The 14,261-nt window shown below is 65.5% G+C and carries 14 protein-coding genes; 6 read left to right on the top strand and 8 right to left on the bottom strand.

Features of this window, described 5'->3' with window-relative positions; genetic code table 11:
- Window positions 1-36 precede the first annotated feature (36 nt).
- Entirely contained in the window at window positions 37-519 is a 483-nt protein-coding gene (locus J0H39_12715; GenBank protein MBN9497611.1) for a hypothetical protein, read from the top strand.
- Here J0H39_12715 and eno read toward each other — a convergent pair.
- A complete protein-coding gene (gene eno, locus J0H39_12720) occupies window positions 509-1,786 on the bottom strand; it encodes a phosphopyruvate hydratase (protein MBN9497612.1) in 1,278 nt (425 codons plus the stop codon). The two genes, J0H39_12715 and eno, sit on opposite strands and share 11 nt — an antisense overlap.
- A 16-nt stretch (window positions 1,787-1,802) precedes the next feature.
- Window positions 1,803-2,507, bottom strand: a complete 705-nt coding sequence (locus J0H39_12725; GenBank protein MBN9497613.1) for a haloacid dehalogenase type II — start codon at window positions 2,505-2,507, stop codon at window positions 1,803-1,805.
- Window positions 2,508-2,566: 59 nt separating this feature from the next.
- On the opposite strand from J0H39_12725, the gene cdd reads away from it, so the two are divergent.
- Entirely contained in the window at window positions 2,567-3,334 is a 768-nt protein-coding gene (cdd, locus tag J0H39_12730; protein MBN9497614.1) for a cytidine deaminase, read from the top strand.
- Here the strand turns inward: cdd and J0H39_12735 are convergent.
- Entirely contained in the window at window positions 3,328-4,026 is a 699-nt protein-coding gene (locus J0H39_12735) for an RraA family protein (GenBank protein MBN9497615.1), read from the bottom strand. The genes cdd and J0H39_12735 overlap by 7 nt on opposite strands.
- Window positions 4,027-4,092: 66 nt before the next feature.
- Between J0H39_12735 and J0H39_12740 the strand changes: the two genes are divergently transcribed.
- Both J0H39_12740 and J0H39_12745 read left to right on the top strand, forming a co-directional pair.
- Window positions 4,093-4,548: a PAS domain-containing protein gene (locus J0H39_12740; protein MBN9497616.1), complete on the top strand. Its 456-nt coding sequence runs from the start codon at window positions 4,093-4,095 to the stop codon at window positions 4,546-4,548.
- Window positions 4,549-4,574: 26 nt separating this feature from the next.
- Window positions 4,575-4,838, top strand: coding sequence for a GIY-YIG nuclease family protein (locus J0H39_12745; GenBank protein MBN9497617.1), 264 nt, complete (start codon window positions 4,575-4,577; stop codon window positions 4,836-4,838).
- On the opposite strand, the gene kdsA is transcribed toward J0H39_12745, so the two are convergent.
- The 3 genes from kdsA to secG form a co-directional block, all read right to left on the bottom strand.
- Window positions 4,807-5,637 carry a 3-deoxy-8-phosphooctulonate synthase gene (gene kdsA / locus J0H39_12750; protein ID MBN9497618.1) on the bottom strand — a complete coding sequence of 277 codons (831 nt, stop codon included), beginning with the start codon at window positions 5,635-5,637 and terminating at the stop codon, window positions 4,807-4,809. The two genes, J0H39_12745 and kdsA, sit on opposite strands and share 32 nt — an antisense overlap.
- A gap of 158 nt (window positions 5,638-5,795) precedes the next feature.
- The gene (locus J0H39_12755; protein MBN9497619.1) at window positions 5,796-7,424 is read right to left on the bottom strand and encodes a CTP synthase; all 1,629 of its coding nucleotides are present in this window, start codon (window positions 7,422-7,424) and stop codon (window positions 5,796-5,798) included.
- Window positions 7,425-7,561: 137 nt separating this feature from the next.
- Complete coding sequence (secG, locus tag J0H39_12760) at window positions 7,562-7,891, bottom strand: preprotein translocase subunit SecG (protein ID MBN9497620.1); 330 nt, start codon at window positions 7,889-7,891, stop codon at window positions 7,562-7,564.
- Between the two features lie 171 nt (window positions 7,892-8,062).
- On the opposite strand from secG, the gene J0H39_12765 reads away from it, so the two are divergent.
- Together J0H39_12765 and J0H39_12770 are read left to right on the top strand one after the other, a co-directional pair.
- A complete protein-coding gene (locus J0H39_12765; protein ID MBN9497621.1) occupies window positions 8,063-9,211 on the top strand; it encodes a hypothetical protein in 1,149 nt (382 codons plus the stop codon).
- A 139-nt stretch (window positions 9,212-9,350) separates the two neighbouring features.
- Window positions 9,351-10,052, top strand: a complete 702-nt coding sequence (locus J0H39_12770) for a pirin family protein (protein ID MBN9497622.1) — start codon at window positions 9,351-9,353, stop codon at window positions 10,050-10,052.
- A 22-nt stretch (window positions 10,053-10,074) separates the two neighbouring features.
- Here J0H39_12770 and J0H39_12775 read toward each other — a convergent pair whose 3' ends face one another.
- On the bottom strand, window positions 10,075-13,341 hold the full coding sequence (locus J0H39_12775; protein MBN9497623.1) for a CHAT domain-containing protein: 3,267 nt from the start codon (window positions 13,339-13,341) through the stop codon (window positions 10,075-10,077).
- A gap of 98 nt (window positions 13,342-13,439) precedes the next feature.
- Window positions 13,440-14,195, bottom strand: a complete 756-nt coding sequence (locus J0H39_12780) for a triose-phosphate isomerase (protein ID MBN9497624.1) — start codon at window positions 14,193-14,195, stop codon at window positions 13,440-13,442.
- Window positions 14,196-14,261: the final 66 nt, after the last annotated feature.

Genomic DNA, 14,261 nt, shown 5'->3' on the forward strand with positions numbered 1-14,261 from the left:
GGTTATAAAGTAGCAACCCGGTCAGGAGATTCGCCCATGATCACCCGCCGCGCCGCTTTCGGTCTCGCCGCCGCCCTTCCCGCCGCGACCCTGGCTTTGCCCGGCCGCGTTTGCGCCGCCACGCCCCAGCCCGCCGCGACGGATTGGACAGTCATTCCGCCGCGCCAAGGCGCGCTCGACTGGCATATCCCGATCGCGCATGCGCGCCAGGGCGGCTGGGCGGCCCCGGTCGAACTTTCGCGCGAGATGCTGGCGCTGAACCGCACGACGGTCGAGGTCGACGGGTTCTTCCTGCCCTATCTGCCGGAAGCGAGCCCGGTGTTCCTGCTGACGCCTTACCTTACGCATTGCGAAGGCTGCCTGCCGAACAAGCCCTTCTCGGTGATCGGCATCGCGGCCAAAACGCCGCGCGAGGACGCGACCGGGCCGCTCAGCTATCGCGGCACGCTGGTGATCGCGCCCGAGAACCCCTCGGGCTATCCGTTCTGGCTGCTGGACGCCGAAGAAATCAGCGCTTGAGCGCCGCCGATCCCGGATAAACGGCCGCCGAACCCAGCTGCTCCTCGATGCGGATCAGCTGGTTGTATTTCGCCACGCGGTCGGAGCGCGACAGCGAGCCCGTCTTGATCTGCCCGCAATTGGTGGCGACCGCGAGATCGGCGATCGTCGTATCCTCGGTTTCGCCCGAGCGATGCGACATGACCGAGGTGTAACCCGCCCGGTGCGCCATCTCGACCGCTTCCAGCGTTTCCGACAGCGTGCCGATCTGGTTGACCTTCACGAGGATCGAGTTGGCGAGGCCTTTTTGGATGCCCATCGCCAAGCGCTTCGGGTTGGTCACGAACAGATCGTCGCCGACCAATTGCACCTTGCCGCCGATCGTTTCGGTCAGCGCCTTCCAGCCGTCGAAATCGTCTTCGGCCATGCCGTCTTCGATCGACACGATCGGATAGCGCGACACGAGATCGGCGTAGAACTTGACCATGCCGGCGGCGTCGAGCGTCTTGCCCTCGCCTTCCATCTCGTATTTGCCGTTCTTGAAAAACTCGGTCGACGCGCTATCGAGGCCGAGCATCACGTCCACACCGGGCTTGTAGCCCGCCGCTTCGATCGACTTCGCGATGAAGCCGAGCGCCTCGTCGGCCGATTTCAAATTCGGCGCGAAGCCGCCTTCGTCGCCCACGTTCGTGGCGTGACCCGCATCCGACAGGCGCTTCTTAAGCGCGTGGAAGACTTCCGCACCCACGCGCACCGCTTCGGCCAGCGTCTTGGCGCCGACCGGCAGGATCATGAATTCCTGGAAGTCGATCGGGTTATCGGCATGGGCACCGCCATTGATGATGTTCATCATCGGCACGGGCAGCACATGCGCCCGCGCCCCGCCGACATAGCGATAAAGCGGCAAGCCCCGCGACGCGGCGGCGGCCTTCGCCACCGCCAACGACGTGCCGAGAATCGCGTTGGCGCCCAAGCGCGCCTTGTTCGGCGTGCCGTCGAGATCGATCAGGATGCGGTCGATCTTCAGCTGGTCTTCGGCGTCGAGGCCCGAGACCGCGTCGAAGATTTCGGTGTTCACGGCGCCGACGGCCTTCGTCACACCCTTGCCGAGATAGCGCTTCTTGTCGCCGTCGCGCAACTCCACTGCCTCATGCGCACCGGTCGAAGCGCCCGACGGCACCGCCGCGCGGCCGAAGGAACCGTCGTCCAAACGCACATCGACTTCGACCGCGGGGTTGCCGCGCGAGTCCAGAATTTCGCGGGCGCGGATATCGGCGATGGCGGTCATGGCGGTGGTCTCCGTTTCAGACGTCGAGCAATTCGGCGAGATGGACGAAATCGCGCGCGACGAGGGTCCATTCCCCTTCCGGCGCGAAATCGACCTTTTGATGCGGCCCGTATTCGGTGGGGCGCGGAACGAACGCGGTCTGCAACCCCAGCTTCTGGGCCGCGAGAAGATCGTTGTTGTGCGCAGCGACCATCATCACCTGGCCGGGCGCGCAACCGAACATGTCGCACGCCCCCAGATAGGTCTGCGGCTGCGGCTTGTAACCTTTGAACACTTCGGTCGATAGCACCGTGTCCCAGGGCAGCTTGGCGTGACGCGCCATATCGACCAGCAGGCGCACATTGCCGTTCGACAAGGGCGACAGCAGATAGCGCGTTTTGAGGCGCGTGAGCCCCGCGACCGTATCGGGCCACGGGTCGAGCCGGTGCCACGCGAAATTCAAATCGTCGATTTCGGGTTCGCTTAGCGTCAGCCCGTATTTGCCGAGCAGATCGACCAGCGTTTCGCGATGCAGCGTGTCGAGCTTCGTGTAAGGCCGCTTGCCGGAGCGCACGACTTCCATCGACGGCTGGTAATTGGCGCGCCAATCGTCGGCGAAGGCGAAGAAGTCGAAGCGCTTGCCCTTGGCCAAGGCGGCCTTCGCCACGTCGCGCGCAATCGACGCGCGCCAATCCACGCAAGTGCCGAAAACGTCGAAGAGCAGGGCGACGGGCTTGATCATCGGGCCCTTCGCGTAGCAGAGGATGGCGCAAGGGACAAGCGCCGGGGTAGACTCGCCCCATGAAAATCAAACTCCCCGCGCCCGCCTTGCTGATCGACCTCGCCCGCGAAGCCGGGGCCCGCTTCGCAGCGGTACCCGTCTCGCGTTTTCCCGTCGGCGCCGCTTTGGTCGGGGCAACGACCGGCAAGGTCTATTTCGGCGCCAATTTCGAAATCGCCGGCCCGTCGATCGCCCAGACCGTGCACGCCGAACAAGCCGCCTTCGTCAACGCCTGGCATGCGGGCGAACGCGGGATCGCGGCGCTCGCGGTCACGCATAACCCCTGCGGCCATTGCCGCCAGTTCCTGGCCGAAACGCTGGGGGCGGATTTCCCGATCTATGTCGCGGGCGAAAAGCCTGCGACCTTGACCACGCTGCTGCCGCGCGCCTTCGGGCCGCGCGACCTCGGCAAGTCGAAGCCGCTGATGGCGGCGGCACCGGTCAAGCTGGCACTTCAAGGAAAACACGACGCGCTGACGGCGGCGGCCTTGGATGCCGCGCGCAAATCCTACGCGCCGCACAGCAAGGGCCATATGGGCGTGGCGCTGGAACTCAAAGACGGAAGCGTCTTCGCCGGGCGCTACGCCGAGAGCGCGGCCTACAACCCGTCGCTGCCCGCCCTTCAATCGGCGCTGATCCTGCGGCACCTCGCCGATACGACGTCGCCGATCGCGCGCGCTTCGATTGTGGGATCGCGCAAGGCGCAATTCGACGAGACCTTGCGCGCCCAGGAAATGCTCGCCTGGCTCGCCCCCAAAGCGAAGGTGATTGTTTCGCTGGCTCAGTGAATATCGTCGGCCGTTTCGATGGCCTTGACGAGTTTCGCGGCGGTGAAGCCTTTCTTCTTGGCTGCCGAAATGATCACCTTCTCGCGCCGGACCAGCAGGTCGATCATCTTGGGGATTTTGGCGATCGCCTCGGGCGGGATCACCACCGCGCCATGACGATCGGCGTGGATCAGGTCGCCTGACTCCACTTCCATCCCGTGGACGCTGACCGGCTCGCCGAACGATACCGAATGCACCCAGGCATGCGACGGGCCGACCGAACCCGCCAGCGCCTGAAAGCCGCGCGCCCAGACATGCGTGTCGCGGATCGAACCGTCGGTGACGACGCCGAGCGCGCCGAGGCCGCGATGGATGTTCGACTGCACCTCGCCCCAAAACGCGCCAAAGCCTTTGGGATCGTCGAGGTCTTCGATCACGACAATCGAGGGGCGCGGGCCGCCGTTTTCGATATAGTCGTAATAGTCGATCTTCGAACGTTTGGACGCGGCCTTGTCGAGCGTCGATTTGGTCCGCGCGCGGATTTTGACCGTACGCGCATAGCCGACGATGGGCTTGGCGTTCGGATACTGGCAGACCAGCGGTGCGGTCGTGAAATAGCGTGTGCGCCAGCGCGGGTCTATCACCTCCAGCGCGTTGCAGATCGTCGGCGTGTCCCACTTCGTGAGCCGTTCCAGCGCCTTATTGTCGGCCATGTTTCCCCCTAGGATTTGTTCATCGAACCTTAAGCACTCCCGGCCTTCACTGCAATCCGCACCGCTATGACCGCCACCACTCCGACACCGCGCGCGAAAGCGCTCCTCGATCTTTGGCACGCCAAACGGCGCGACGGGCGGCTGCCCGCAAGGCGCGATTTCACGTTCGAGGATTTTCGGCCGTGGCTGGGCTGGATCACGCTGCTCGAAGTGCGCGATGACGGCGCGGATTTCTATTTCACGCTTCACGGCACGGCGGCGGTCGATCGCTATCGGATCGACATGACCGGCAAGAAAGCGAGCGAGCTGCCCGCCAATTGGAGCAAAACGATCATCCACGGTTATCGCGATGTCGTGCGTCTGCGACAACCGGCCATCAGCCGGCATCGGTTGAAGGATTCGCAGTTCGAGTACAGCTGGCTGCGCCTGCTGCTGCCCTGCGCCGACGACGGCAGCAACGTCGATCGCATCATCGCGCTGATCGAGGATATCGAATACGTGACGAAGTCGCCCGCGCTATAAAGGCGGGCGATGGAATGGTTCGTCCCATGACTTGGTATGTTTACGTGATCGTGAACGCGTCGCGCGTTGCCTATACCGGCATCGCGGCAGATGTGAACGCGCGGCTTTCGCAGCATAACGGCGAGAAGCGCGGCGGGGCCAAATTCACGCGCGGGCGCGGACCTTGGCATATCGCGCATGTCGAAGGGCCGATGACGAAGGGCGACGCGCTCCGGCGCGAAGCGGCGATCAAGAAGGATCGCGCGTTCAAAAAGTCGCTTAAGACTTCGCCAATTCGTCGAAAGCCTTAAGCCGCGCGAGCACCGCCGGCATTTCCTTGATCGGCACCATATTTGGCCCGTCCGATGGGGCGGAGTCCGGGTCCTGGTGCGTTTCCATGAACACGACGGCGACACCCACGGCGATCGCGGCGCGCGCGAGGACCGGCACGAATTCGCGTTGCCCGCCCGAGGACGTGCCCTTCCCGCCCGGCTGCTGCACCGAATGCGTGGCGTCGAACACGACCGGATAACCGCTTTCCGCCATCGTCGGCAGCGCGCGCATGTCGGAAACCAGCGTGTTGTAGCCGAACGACACGCCGCGCTCGGTTTGCAGAACCTTGTCGTTGCCGGTACTCGCGACCTTGGCAACGACGTTCTTCATGTCCCAGGGGGCCAGGAACTGGCCCTTCTTCACGTTGACGACGCGGCCGGTATTGCCCGCGGCCAACAGCAGATCGGTCTGGCGGCACAGGAAGGCCGGGATCTGCAACACGTCGACCGCTTCGGCGACGGGCGCGCATTGCGCGGCATCATGCACGTCGGTCAGCACCGGGCAGCCGTATTTCTCGCGCACCTCGGCGAGGATCGGCAGGCTCTTTTCCATGCCCAGCCCGCGCCCGGCGGTGACCGACGTGCGGTTCGCCTTGTCGAAGCTGGTTTTGTAAATGAGTGGAATGCCGAGCTTACCGGTCAACTCGACCAGCGCGTGGCTCATCTCCAGCGCATGGGCGCGCGATTCGAGCGCGCACGGCCCCGCGATCAACGCGAAGGGCTTGTCGTTGCCGACGAGGAAATTGCCGATGGGAACGTGTTTGGGTGCGACATTCATGGCCGGGGATTACCGCGTCGAAAACAGCTGGTCAATCCGTACCCCTCGTCACCCCGGACAAGGCGAAGCGCAAGCTTCGCCGCGATCCGGGGTCTCGAGAAACACGAAAGTCGGATCCCGGGTCTCGCTGACGCTCGCCCGGGATGACGGAAAAGACCTCAAACCAAGCGGCTCTGCACCAGGGCCGCTTTCACGAAGCTCGCGAAAAGCGGGTGCGGATCGAAGGGCTTGGATTTGAGTTCGGGGTGGAACTGCACGCCCACGAACCACGGGTGATCGGGGATCTCGACGATCTCCGGCAATTGCCCGTCGGGCGACATGCCCGAGAAGCGCAAGCCGGCGCGTTCGAGCTGCACCTTGTAATTGACGTTCACCTCGTAGCGATGGCGATGGCGTTCCTGAATGCGGCTCGCCCCGTAAATCTCGGCCACGCGGCTGCCGGGAACGAGATCGCATTCGTAGGCGCCCAGGCGCATCGTGCCGCCGAGATTGTCGCCCGCCCCGCGCCGTTCCAGCGAATTCCCGCGCGTCCATTCGGTCAGCAGACCGACGACCGGCTCGGGCGTCGGCCCGAATTCGGTCGTGTTGGCGCGCTGCAAGCCGACGAGATTGCGCGCCGCTTCGATGCACGCCATCTGCATGCCGAAGCAGATGCCGAAATACGGCACCTTCTTTTCGCGCGCGTAGCGCACCGCGCGGATCTTGCCTTCCGAACCGCGTTCGCCGAAACCGCCGGGCACGAGGATCGCGTCGGCGCCGTCCAACGCCGAGAACGCCGGTTCGATGCCTTCGAACAGCTCGCTCTCGATCCAGTTGAGATTGACGCGCACGTTGTTGGCGACACCGCCATGGGCGAGCGCTTCGGCGAGCGACTTATAGGCGTCGAGCAAATTCGTATACTTGCCGACGATCGCGATATTCACCTCGCCCTCGGGCTCGGTGATGCGCTTGACGATATGCGACCAGCGGCTGAGATCGGGCTCGACCTGCGGCAAGCCGAAATGGCGCAGCACTTCGCGGTCGAAGCCTTCGCGATGATAGGCGATCGGAACTTCGTAGATCGTGCGCGCGTTGAGCGCGGGGATCACCGCTTCTTCGCGCAGATTGCAGAACAGGGCGATCTTCTTGCGCGCCGAGGCCGGAATCTCGTGTTCCGAGCGGCACAGCAGAATGTCGCAACGGATGCCGACCGATTGCAGCTCCTGCACCGAATGCTGCGTGGGCTTGGTCTTGAGCTCGCCCGCCGAGGCGATCCACGGCACGAGCGTGAGATGCACGAAACACGCGCGCTCGCGGCCAAGCTCGTTGCCGAGCTGGCGGATCGCTTCGAGGAACGGCAGGCTTTCAATATCGCCCACCGTGCCGCCGACTTCGCAGAGCAGGAAGTCGGTGTCGCCCAGATCGTTGGTGACGAATTCCTTGATCCCGTCGGTGACGTGCGGAATGACCTGGACGGTGGCGCCCAGATAATCGCCGCGCCGTTCCTTGGCGAGGATGTTGGAATAGATGCGCCCCGTGGTGATGTTGTCCGATTGCCGGGACGGCACGCCGGTGAAGCGCTCGTAATGGCCGAGATCGAGGTCGGTCTCCGCCCCGTCGTCGGTTACGTAGCACTCGCCGTGCTGATACGGGCTCATCGTGCCCGGATCGACATTGAGATAAGGGTCGAGCTTGCGCAGGCGGACTTTATAGCCGCGTGCTTGCAGGACCGCGCCGAGAGCTGCGGAGGCCAGACCCTTGCCGAGAGAAGAGACCACGCCGCCGGTGATAAAGATGAACCGCGTCATGGAAGGCCGTTCTAGACCCCGGTCGCGCGGAACCCAAGCGATTCCGACGCGAAGCCGTGGACTTATCTACAGAATTTCGATGTTGACGCGATTCAGGAACGGGCCCCGAGTCGCATCGACGAATTTCGCCGGAAAACTTAGCGCGCGACCGGCGGCGCGGGTGCGGCCGGAACCGCCGGCGCGGCGGGCGCGGTCGGAATCGGACCGTCCATAACCGCGGGCGCACGGCGCGAATGACCGCCGGCGAGGATGGCGAGCGTCAGACTCGTCACCATGAACGCCGCCGCCAGGATCGCCGTGGTGCGAGTCAGCAGGTTCGCCGTGCCGCGCGCGGTCATGAAACCGCCCATGCCGCCCGAACCGCCGCCGCCCAGGCCCAGCCCGCCCCCTTCGGAGCGTTGGACGAGCACCACGCCCACCAGGGCGAGGGCGATCAGCAGATGGACGACGGTCAGAACGAGTTCCATGAGGCGAGGATGCTTTCGGTTCGGAGAGGCCGGGTATTTAGCCCGTCGGCGGGGGCCGGTAAAGGGCAAGAACCCTGAAATTCCGCCGACCCCGCCAATTACCGACTCTTTTACGGGGTTTATTCTTGCGACTCCGGACGCTAGATTTCGACATCCAAGGGATGATCGAATATGCGTACCACTCTCCTCGCCTTTCTCGCCGCCGCGATTTTGGCCCTGCCCGCGCAAGCCCAATACACGATCCAAGACGGCGTGCCGAACGCGCAAAATCGCGGCCCGGAAAAGGCGCTTGGACTCATCATTTGGAATCACGGCCTTCTCGGCAATCACGATCAATCGCGTTTTGGCGTGCCGAAATTCGTCGAGCGCTTGCATAGTGCCGGCTGGGACGTGCGCAAAATCGCGCGCGACGGCTTGCACGAGAATAACTGGACGGCCGCCGGCCGCTTGCATGTCCGCCGCACGATCGAGGAAGCCAACGCGGCGACCGCGCAAGGCTACAAACGGATCGTGTTGGCCGGGCAAAGCTATGGCGGTGGCATCACCCAGGAAGCCGCGCGGGAGATCGCGGTCTGGGCGATCATCCCCAGCGCGTCGGGCTTCGGCACGCCGATCTCGAGCGTGGGAACGTCGGCCTCCGGCACCGGATCGACGGCCGAAGCGCGCGCTGCTTATTCGGATACGAAGGCCCAACGGATCGTCGGCATCTATCCGCATCACGATGCCTACGCGCTGGGTTCGGCCGATCGCGGGCGGGTCCTTCGAAACATCGCCGAAGAACGCGGCTTGATTTATTTGCCGCTCGACGAACGCAGCGCGTTGATCGGCCATGGCGGATCGTCGTCGGCGCAGATGGATTTCTCCTACGGCGCTTGCGTCGTTCGTTTCCTCGATCCGGTGTTCGAGCCCAAGCGCGGAATCAATGTTTGCGGCGACGGCGGTTTGCCGGTCGGGCCGGTGCGCCTACAGGAAACCGACACGCTCAAACCCGCCGACCTGCCGATGCACGAGCATTGGGGCAAATTTCGCGGCGTTTGGATCGGCGCCTGGAGCAATCCCTACCTCGTCTCGGTCGCAATCGAACGCGGCGAAAAAGGCTATATGCTCACGATGCTCGAAGGCTTGACCAATTCGGGCAAGCTGTGGCGCCGGCGCAGCGTTCCGGCCGCGTTGGAAGGCCGTGACGTCGTCGCGCAATTCGACGCGACCAGCTATGCGCTGGTCCAAGACATCACGACGGGCCATATCGGCCTGCGCTGGCAGCGCGACGGCAAATCGGGGACCCTCGTCATGCGGCCGGATACCGGGCCGGGACGCTAAATCGCTCGCGCCTTATTGTTTCTCAATAACAAACAAAGTTTTCCAAAATCGGAGAATTGTAAAACGGTACCGGTGGAGCCAATTTCTCCTTCGAACGCGGCGGTCTTTCGCCGCACCAACGAACGGAAGGAACTCCCCCATGATCACGATCCGCCCCTCCGAAGAACGCGGCCCCGCCGATTTCGGCTGGCTCAAGGCGCGCCATAGCTTCTCGTTCGGGAACTATTACGACCCGCGCCATATGGGGTTCCGCAATCTTCGCGTCATCAACGAAGACCGCGTCGCCGCCGGTGCGGGGTTCCCCACCCACGGCCACCGCGACATGGAGATCGTGACCTATCTGCTCGACGGCGAACTCGAGCATAAGGATTCGATGGGCAATGGCGAGGTGATCCGCCCCGGCGAAGTCCAGGCGATGAGTGCGGGCACGGGCGTGTTGCATTCGGAGTTCAACCCCTCCGACATCAACCCGACGCATCTGCTGCAGATCTGGCTGCTGCCCGACAAGCAGGGCCACAAGCCGCGCTACGACCAGAAGGTGTTCGGCCGCGAGGAGAAGCTCAACAAGCTCCGCCTGGTCGTGTCGCCCGACGGCGCCGACGATTCGATCTTCATCCACCAGGATTCGAAGATCTACGCGTCGATCCTGGAAGCGGGGAAGAGCGTGTCGCTCGATCTCGCGCCGAAGCGCCATGCCTGGGTGCAGGTGGCGCGCGGCGAGATCGCCCTGGGCGAGACCGTGCTGAAAGCCGGCGATGGCGCGGCGATCAGCGATCTCGCCAAGCTGGAGATCAAGGGAATCGCGGACGCCAGCGAATTCCTGGTCTTCGATCTGAACTAACGCGTCAAGCGACGGCGGGTTCTTACCCGCCGTCGCCCACCAGCAGGAACGGCGCCCAGAAGATCGGGTGGGCGTAAACGAAGCCTGCCCCTTCGGGCCCCGTGCCGATCAATCCCAACATCGACTGACGCAACGCGGTGGCCCGATCGAGTTTCGGGTCCGCCGCTTGGCGCGCGAACAGGTCGGTCGTCAGCGTGCGCGCCGAGACGGTCTCGACCGGCCAGGACGTGACCAGCAACGCGCGCGCCCCGGCATAAAAGAACGCGCGGCCGAGGCCCGAGATCGCTTCGGCCCCTTCCCCGTCGCCCGACGCCGTGTTGCACGCCGACAGCACGACCCAATCGGCGTCGAGCTTCAGGCGCAGAATCTTCTCCATTGTCAGCAAACCGTCACCTTCGCCGCCCGAAACCTCGGGGGCGGACAACGCAAGGGCTGGCTGCACCAGCCCGTCGAGATCGCCGGGGACGAGCCCGTGCGTCGCGAACATCACGAAACGGCGATGGATGAGATCGGCTTCACGCACCCCGCGTTCGCTGGCGCGTGCCCCCAGGAACACGTCGCGCGCCGGATCGGCATGCAGCGCGTTGGCGACCGACATCACCTCGTCGGCCGTGTCGGGCAAAGGCGGCAGGTCGGCGAGCCGTGCGCTCGCCGCCGCGTCGACGACCGGCGCGTTGCGGCGCACGAGGCGCGCGCCGCGCGTGGCGACTTGGCCGGCACTCGCGGTTTGCGCCGGCATCGCTTGCGGCGAAAACTGCGGATCGCCGAAGCCGGCGAATTCGCGCCGTCCGGCGGCGGGTGCGCGCAAGCCCCGCAACGCGCGCAACGCCGACGCCGACGGCACTTGCAGCACGGCGTAATCGCGCACCAGCCACGACGCGTCGCGATATTCGGCGAACATCGGCGCGTTGGACACGGCGCGCGGGCTGCCGGGCTTGGTGGTCAACACGCCCAGCGGCAATTGCCCCAGCGGTCCGTGCGGCACGGCGACGATGGCACGCGCCCCCGACAGCGACGCCGCGACCGGCGCCACCAACGCCGTGTAGAGTTTATGGCTGCGTGCCGTATCGAACGCGGGAATATCGGCGAGCGTGGCGGCATTGGGATCGAGTGCTGCGCGCAGCGCCTTCACGTCGTCGGCGATCTGCGCGTCGCCCATCGCAACCGCGGCGAAGCGCGGGGCTTGGCCCTGGCGCACCGCCCACACATAGCTCGCGCGCTGGCCGACGAAAAACGCCAGCATCGCCTCATCCGGCTTCAGCGCTTGTTGCGTTTCGGCCGTCGTCGGCGGGCGCGGGAAGCGCAGCTGCGCGTAATCGGGAAAGCGCCGCGCGATATCGTCGGCCAAGCGCTTGCGCTCGGCATCTTGCGCCGTCGCTTGCGCGCGCAACTGTGCCTCGACATTCGCATCGCGCTGCTCGGCTGGGGCGGCGGATGCGTCGGCAAGGATCGCGCGCGTCGCTTGGACCTGTTGCGCCAGATCCTGTTCGCGGCGGATCGCGTCTTCGAGCGCCGGGTCGCCCGCCCCGGCGCGCGAGCTCATTTGCGCGATCGCACCCTGCACCGAAAGCCCACGCGCCACGTCGGCGAGGCGGAACGCCTTCTCCGCCGCGTCGCCCTGCCCTTTGGCGGCCAGATCGGCGTAAAGCGCCACGATCTCCTCGATCAGCACGCGGCGCATGCGATTGGCGACCGCGCCATTCGCGTCGCTCGACGCCGCGTCGCCCGCCGGCCCGCGTTCGAGCACGGGCGCGATCGCATCGAGTTCGGTCAACGCCGCGTTCGTATCGCCGGCACGCGCGACCGACAATGCGCGGAAACCGCGCGCCATCGCCGCCCCGAACGCGTCCACGCCATAGCGCGCGACCACGCGCTCGGCGTTGACATCCAGCACCTTGCGCGCCGATACGGCATCGCCCGTCATCAGCAGCGCCACGCCGTAATTCATCGTCGCCGTCACCCAGCGCTCGGCGAGATTGGCGTTGCCCTCGCCGATCGCCTGCAACATGCGCCGGTATTCGCCCAGCGCCCCGGCGTAATCGGCCTGCCACAGCCGCGACGCCGCCAATTGGATATGCGCGCCGAGATAGGAGTTGGCCGCACCCGCGATTTTCATTTCGCGCTGGATGCCCATCGACACCGTCGCCAAACGCCGTGCCTCGGCGAAGCGCCCCTGCTCGACCAGCGTGCGCGTCAGCGCCTGGATGCGGAACACCGTCGTGACGTGATAGGGGCCGTGCAGGTCGATCATCGCCTGCAAGGATTGGCGGGCGTAGATCTCGGCCTCGACGAAACGCTGCTGATCGTTCAGCAGATTGGCGAGTTGCTGGCGATAAAGAGCGAGCTGATTTTCATGGAAGCCCGGCTTCGCATCGAGCCCGGCTTTCACCGAAGCGACCATGCGTTCCATTCGCGCGATCGCGACGCGCAGATGGGCTTCGGCGGGTTCGAGCTTGCCTTCGCCCAGATCGACGAGGCCGCGCGCGAAGGAAAGCCGCGCCTCGAATTCCGGCATGAACGGCACGAGGCCGCGCCGGGCGCCCAGTTGCGTGCGCAGGCTTTCGGCGCGATCGAGCATTTTGCGCGCGTCCTCGCGCCGCCCGCCTTGCGCCAGCACGCGCGCGGCGTCCGTCGCCAGCACGAAGCCGGGGCGCGGATTGGGCATGCCCATCGCCGCATCCGCCGCTTCGATGAATAGCGCGTAGCCGCGCGGGCGCACGCCGAAATCCGTTTCGGCGTGCGCCGCGAGAATCAGGTAGTTGAACAGATTGCGCGGCTGACCTTGGCGCGCGAGGGCCAGCGCTTCGCGGGCGAGCGCGAGATGCGCGTCGATCTTGCCGTCGCGGCGCGCATCGTTCGCTGCCCGGCGCGCTTCGTCGGCACGCGCGCTGTAACTCGCGCGATCGGCCTCGATGCGTTCGGCGGGGCTAACCCGCAACGCGCCTTGAGGCTGCTGCTGTTGCTGTTGCTGTTGGCGGCCGCGTTGCTGGTTCTGCGCCGCACCGGGCGCGCGCGGTACGGCGGCCGGTGCCGCCTCATCCTCCGCATCGGCTTCGGCGGGATCGCTGTCGTCGAGCATCGTCGCGGCGTCGGGGCGGCGCTGGGCGAGTTCGCGCTCCAGCCGTTCGATCACGTCGGCGATCGAACGCGGCGGCGCCACGAAGGCGTTTTGCGCGCGCGCGATCGCCGTGGCACCCGCCGTATTGGACGTCACCGGCTTCGCCGCGTCTTGTTGGCAGCCCAGCAGCAACGCGGCGCTGAAAACCGCCGCCACGATTTTGCACTTCATCGAAACCCCTCGGACGACTCGTCCGTTGTACCGGCGCTATTTACGCGCCGATCCCGGGGTTTCGGAAGTGACCTCGATCACGCGCTCATTTTGGCGCGTTACGTGCGATCCGGCGCGGCGGCGGCGATGGCGAGGAATTCGTCGGCCTTCAACGAAGCGCCGCCGATGAGCGCGCCATCGACATTGTCGATCGCCAGCAATTCGGCTGCGTTCGATCCCTTGACCGAGCCGCCATAGAGAATGCGGAACGCGGCGCCATCGGCGAAGCGCGCTTCCAGATCGGCGCGGATCTTGGCGTGGACTTCGGCGACCTGCTCCACCGTCGGCGTGCGGCCCGTGCCGATCGCCCAGACGGGTTCATAGGCGATGACGACGGTCGCGGCCGTCGCCGTTTCGGGGATCGAATGCGCGATCTGGTCGGCGACGACGCCCAAGGTTTGCGCCGCGTCGCGCTGGGCCAAAGTTTCGCCGACGCAGACGATCGGCTTCAAACCGGCGCGCAACGCCGCTTCGGCTTTCGCGCGCACTTGGCCGTCGGTTTCCTCATGGTCGGTGCGTCGTTCCGAATGGCCGACGATCACATAGGCACAGCCCACGTCGCGCAGCATTTCGGCGGCGACGTCGCCGGTATGCGCCCCCGAAACCTTGGCGTGGCAATCCTGGGCGCCCAACGCCACCGGCGCCGAGGCGAGCACGCCCTTCACCGAGGCCAGCACGGGAAACGGCGGGCACACCAGCAATTCCGCCCCGCCCGCTTTGGCGCCCTTCGCCACGGCTTGGGCAAGCGCCGTCGCCTCGCTCAGGCGGCCGTTCATCTTCCAGTTTCCGGCGATCAACACGCGAGGGCTCGACATGGGCGCTTCTCCCTTGAATTGACGGCCGTTTTAGGCGCCCGGACCGGGGCCTGACAAGGCCCAACG

The sequence above is a fragment of the Alphaproteobacteria bacterium genome, from assembly GCA_017308135.1.
GTDB lineage: Bacteria > Pseudomonadota > Alphaproteobacteria > CACIAM-22H2 > CACIAM-22H2 > Tagaea.

What these genes read in the sequence shown, in the direction of transcription:
- J0H39_12735 (MBN9497615.1), bottom strand. Translation starts at nt 4,026, where the DNA reads ATGGCCGACAATAAGGCGCTGGAACGGCTCACGAAGTGGGACACGCCG.
- kdsA (MBN9497618.1), bottom strand. Translation starts at nt 5,637, where the DNA reads ATGAATGTCGCACCCAAACACGTTCCCATCGGCAATTTCCTCGTCGGC.
- eno (MBN9497612.1), bottom strand. Translation starts at nt 1,786, where the DNA reads ATGACCGCCATCGCCGATATCCGCGCCCGCGAAATTCTGGACTCGCGC.
- J0H39_12775 (MBN9497623.1), bottom strand. Translation starts at nt 13,341, where the DNA reads ATGAAGTGCAAAATCGTGGCGGCGGTTTTCAGCGCCGCGTTGCTGCTG.
- J0H39_12715 (MBN9497611.1), top strand. Translation starts at nt 37, where the DNA reads ATGATCACCCGCCGCGCCGCTTTCGGTCTCGCCGCCGCCCTTCCCGCC.
- J0H39_12780 (MBN9497624.1), bottom strand. Translation starts at nt 14,195, where the DNA reads ATGTCGAGCCCTCGCGTGTTGATCGCCGGAAACTGGAAGATGAACGGC.
- cdd (MBN9497614.1), top strand. Translation starts at nt 2,567, where the DNA reads ATGAAAATCAAACTCCCCGCGCCCGCCTTGCTGATCGACCTCGCCCGC.
- secG (MBN9497620.1), bottom strand. Translation starts at nt 7,891, where the DNA reads ATGGAACTCGTTCTGACCGTCGTCCATCTGCTGATCGCCCTCGCCCTG.
- J0H39_12770 (MBN9497622.1), top strand. Translation starts at nt 9,351, where the DNA reads ATGATCACGATCCGCCCCTCCGAAGAACGCGGCCCCGCCGATTTCGGC.
- J0H39_12745 (MBN9497617.1), top strand. Translation starts at nt 4,575, where the DNA reads ATGACTTGGTATGTTTACGTGATCGTGAACGCGTCGCGCGTTGCCTAT.
- J0H39_12765 (MBN9497621.1), top strand. Translation starts at nt 8,063, where the DNA reads ATGCGTACCACTCTCCTCGCCTTTCTCGCCGCCGCGATTTTGGCCCTG.
- J0H39_12740 (MBN9497616.1), top strand. Translation starts at nt 4,093, where the DNA reads ATGACCGCCACCACTCCGACACCGCGCGCGAAAGCGCTCCTCGATCTT.
- J0H39_12725 (MBN9497613.1), bottom strand. Translation starts at nt 2,507, where the DNA reads ATGATCAAGCCCGTCGCCCTGCTCTTCGACGTTTTCGGCACTTGCGTG.
- J0H39_12755 (MBN9497619.1), bottom strand. Translation starts at nt 7,424, where the DNA reads ATGACGCGGTTCATCTTTATCACCGGCGGCGTGGTCTCTTCTCTCGGC.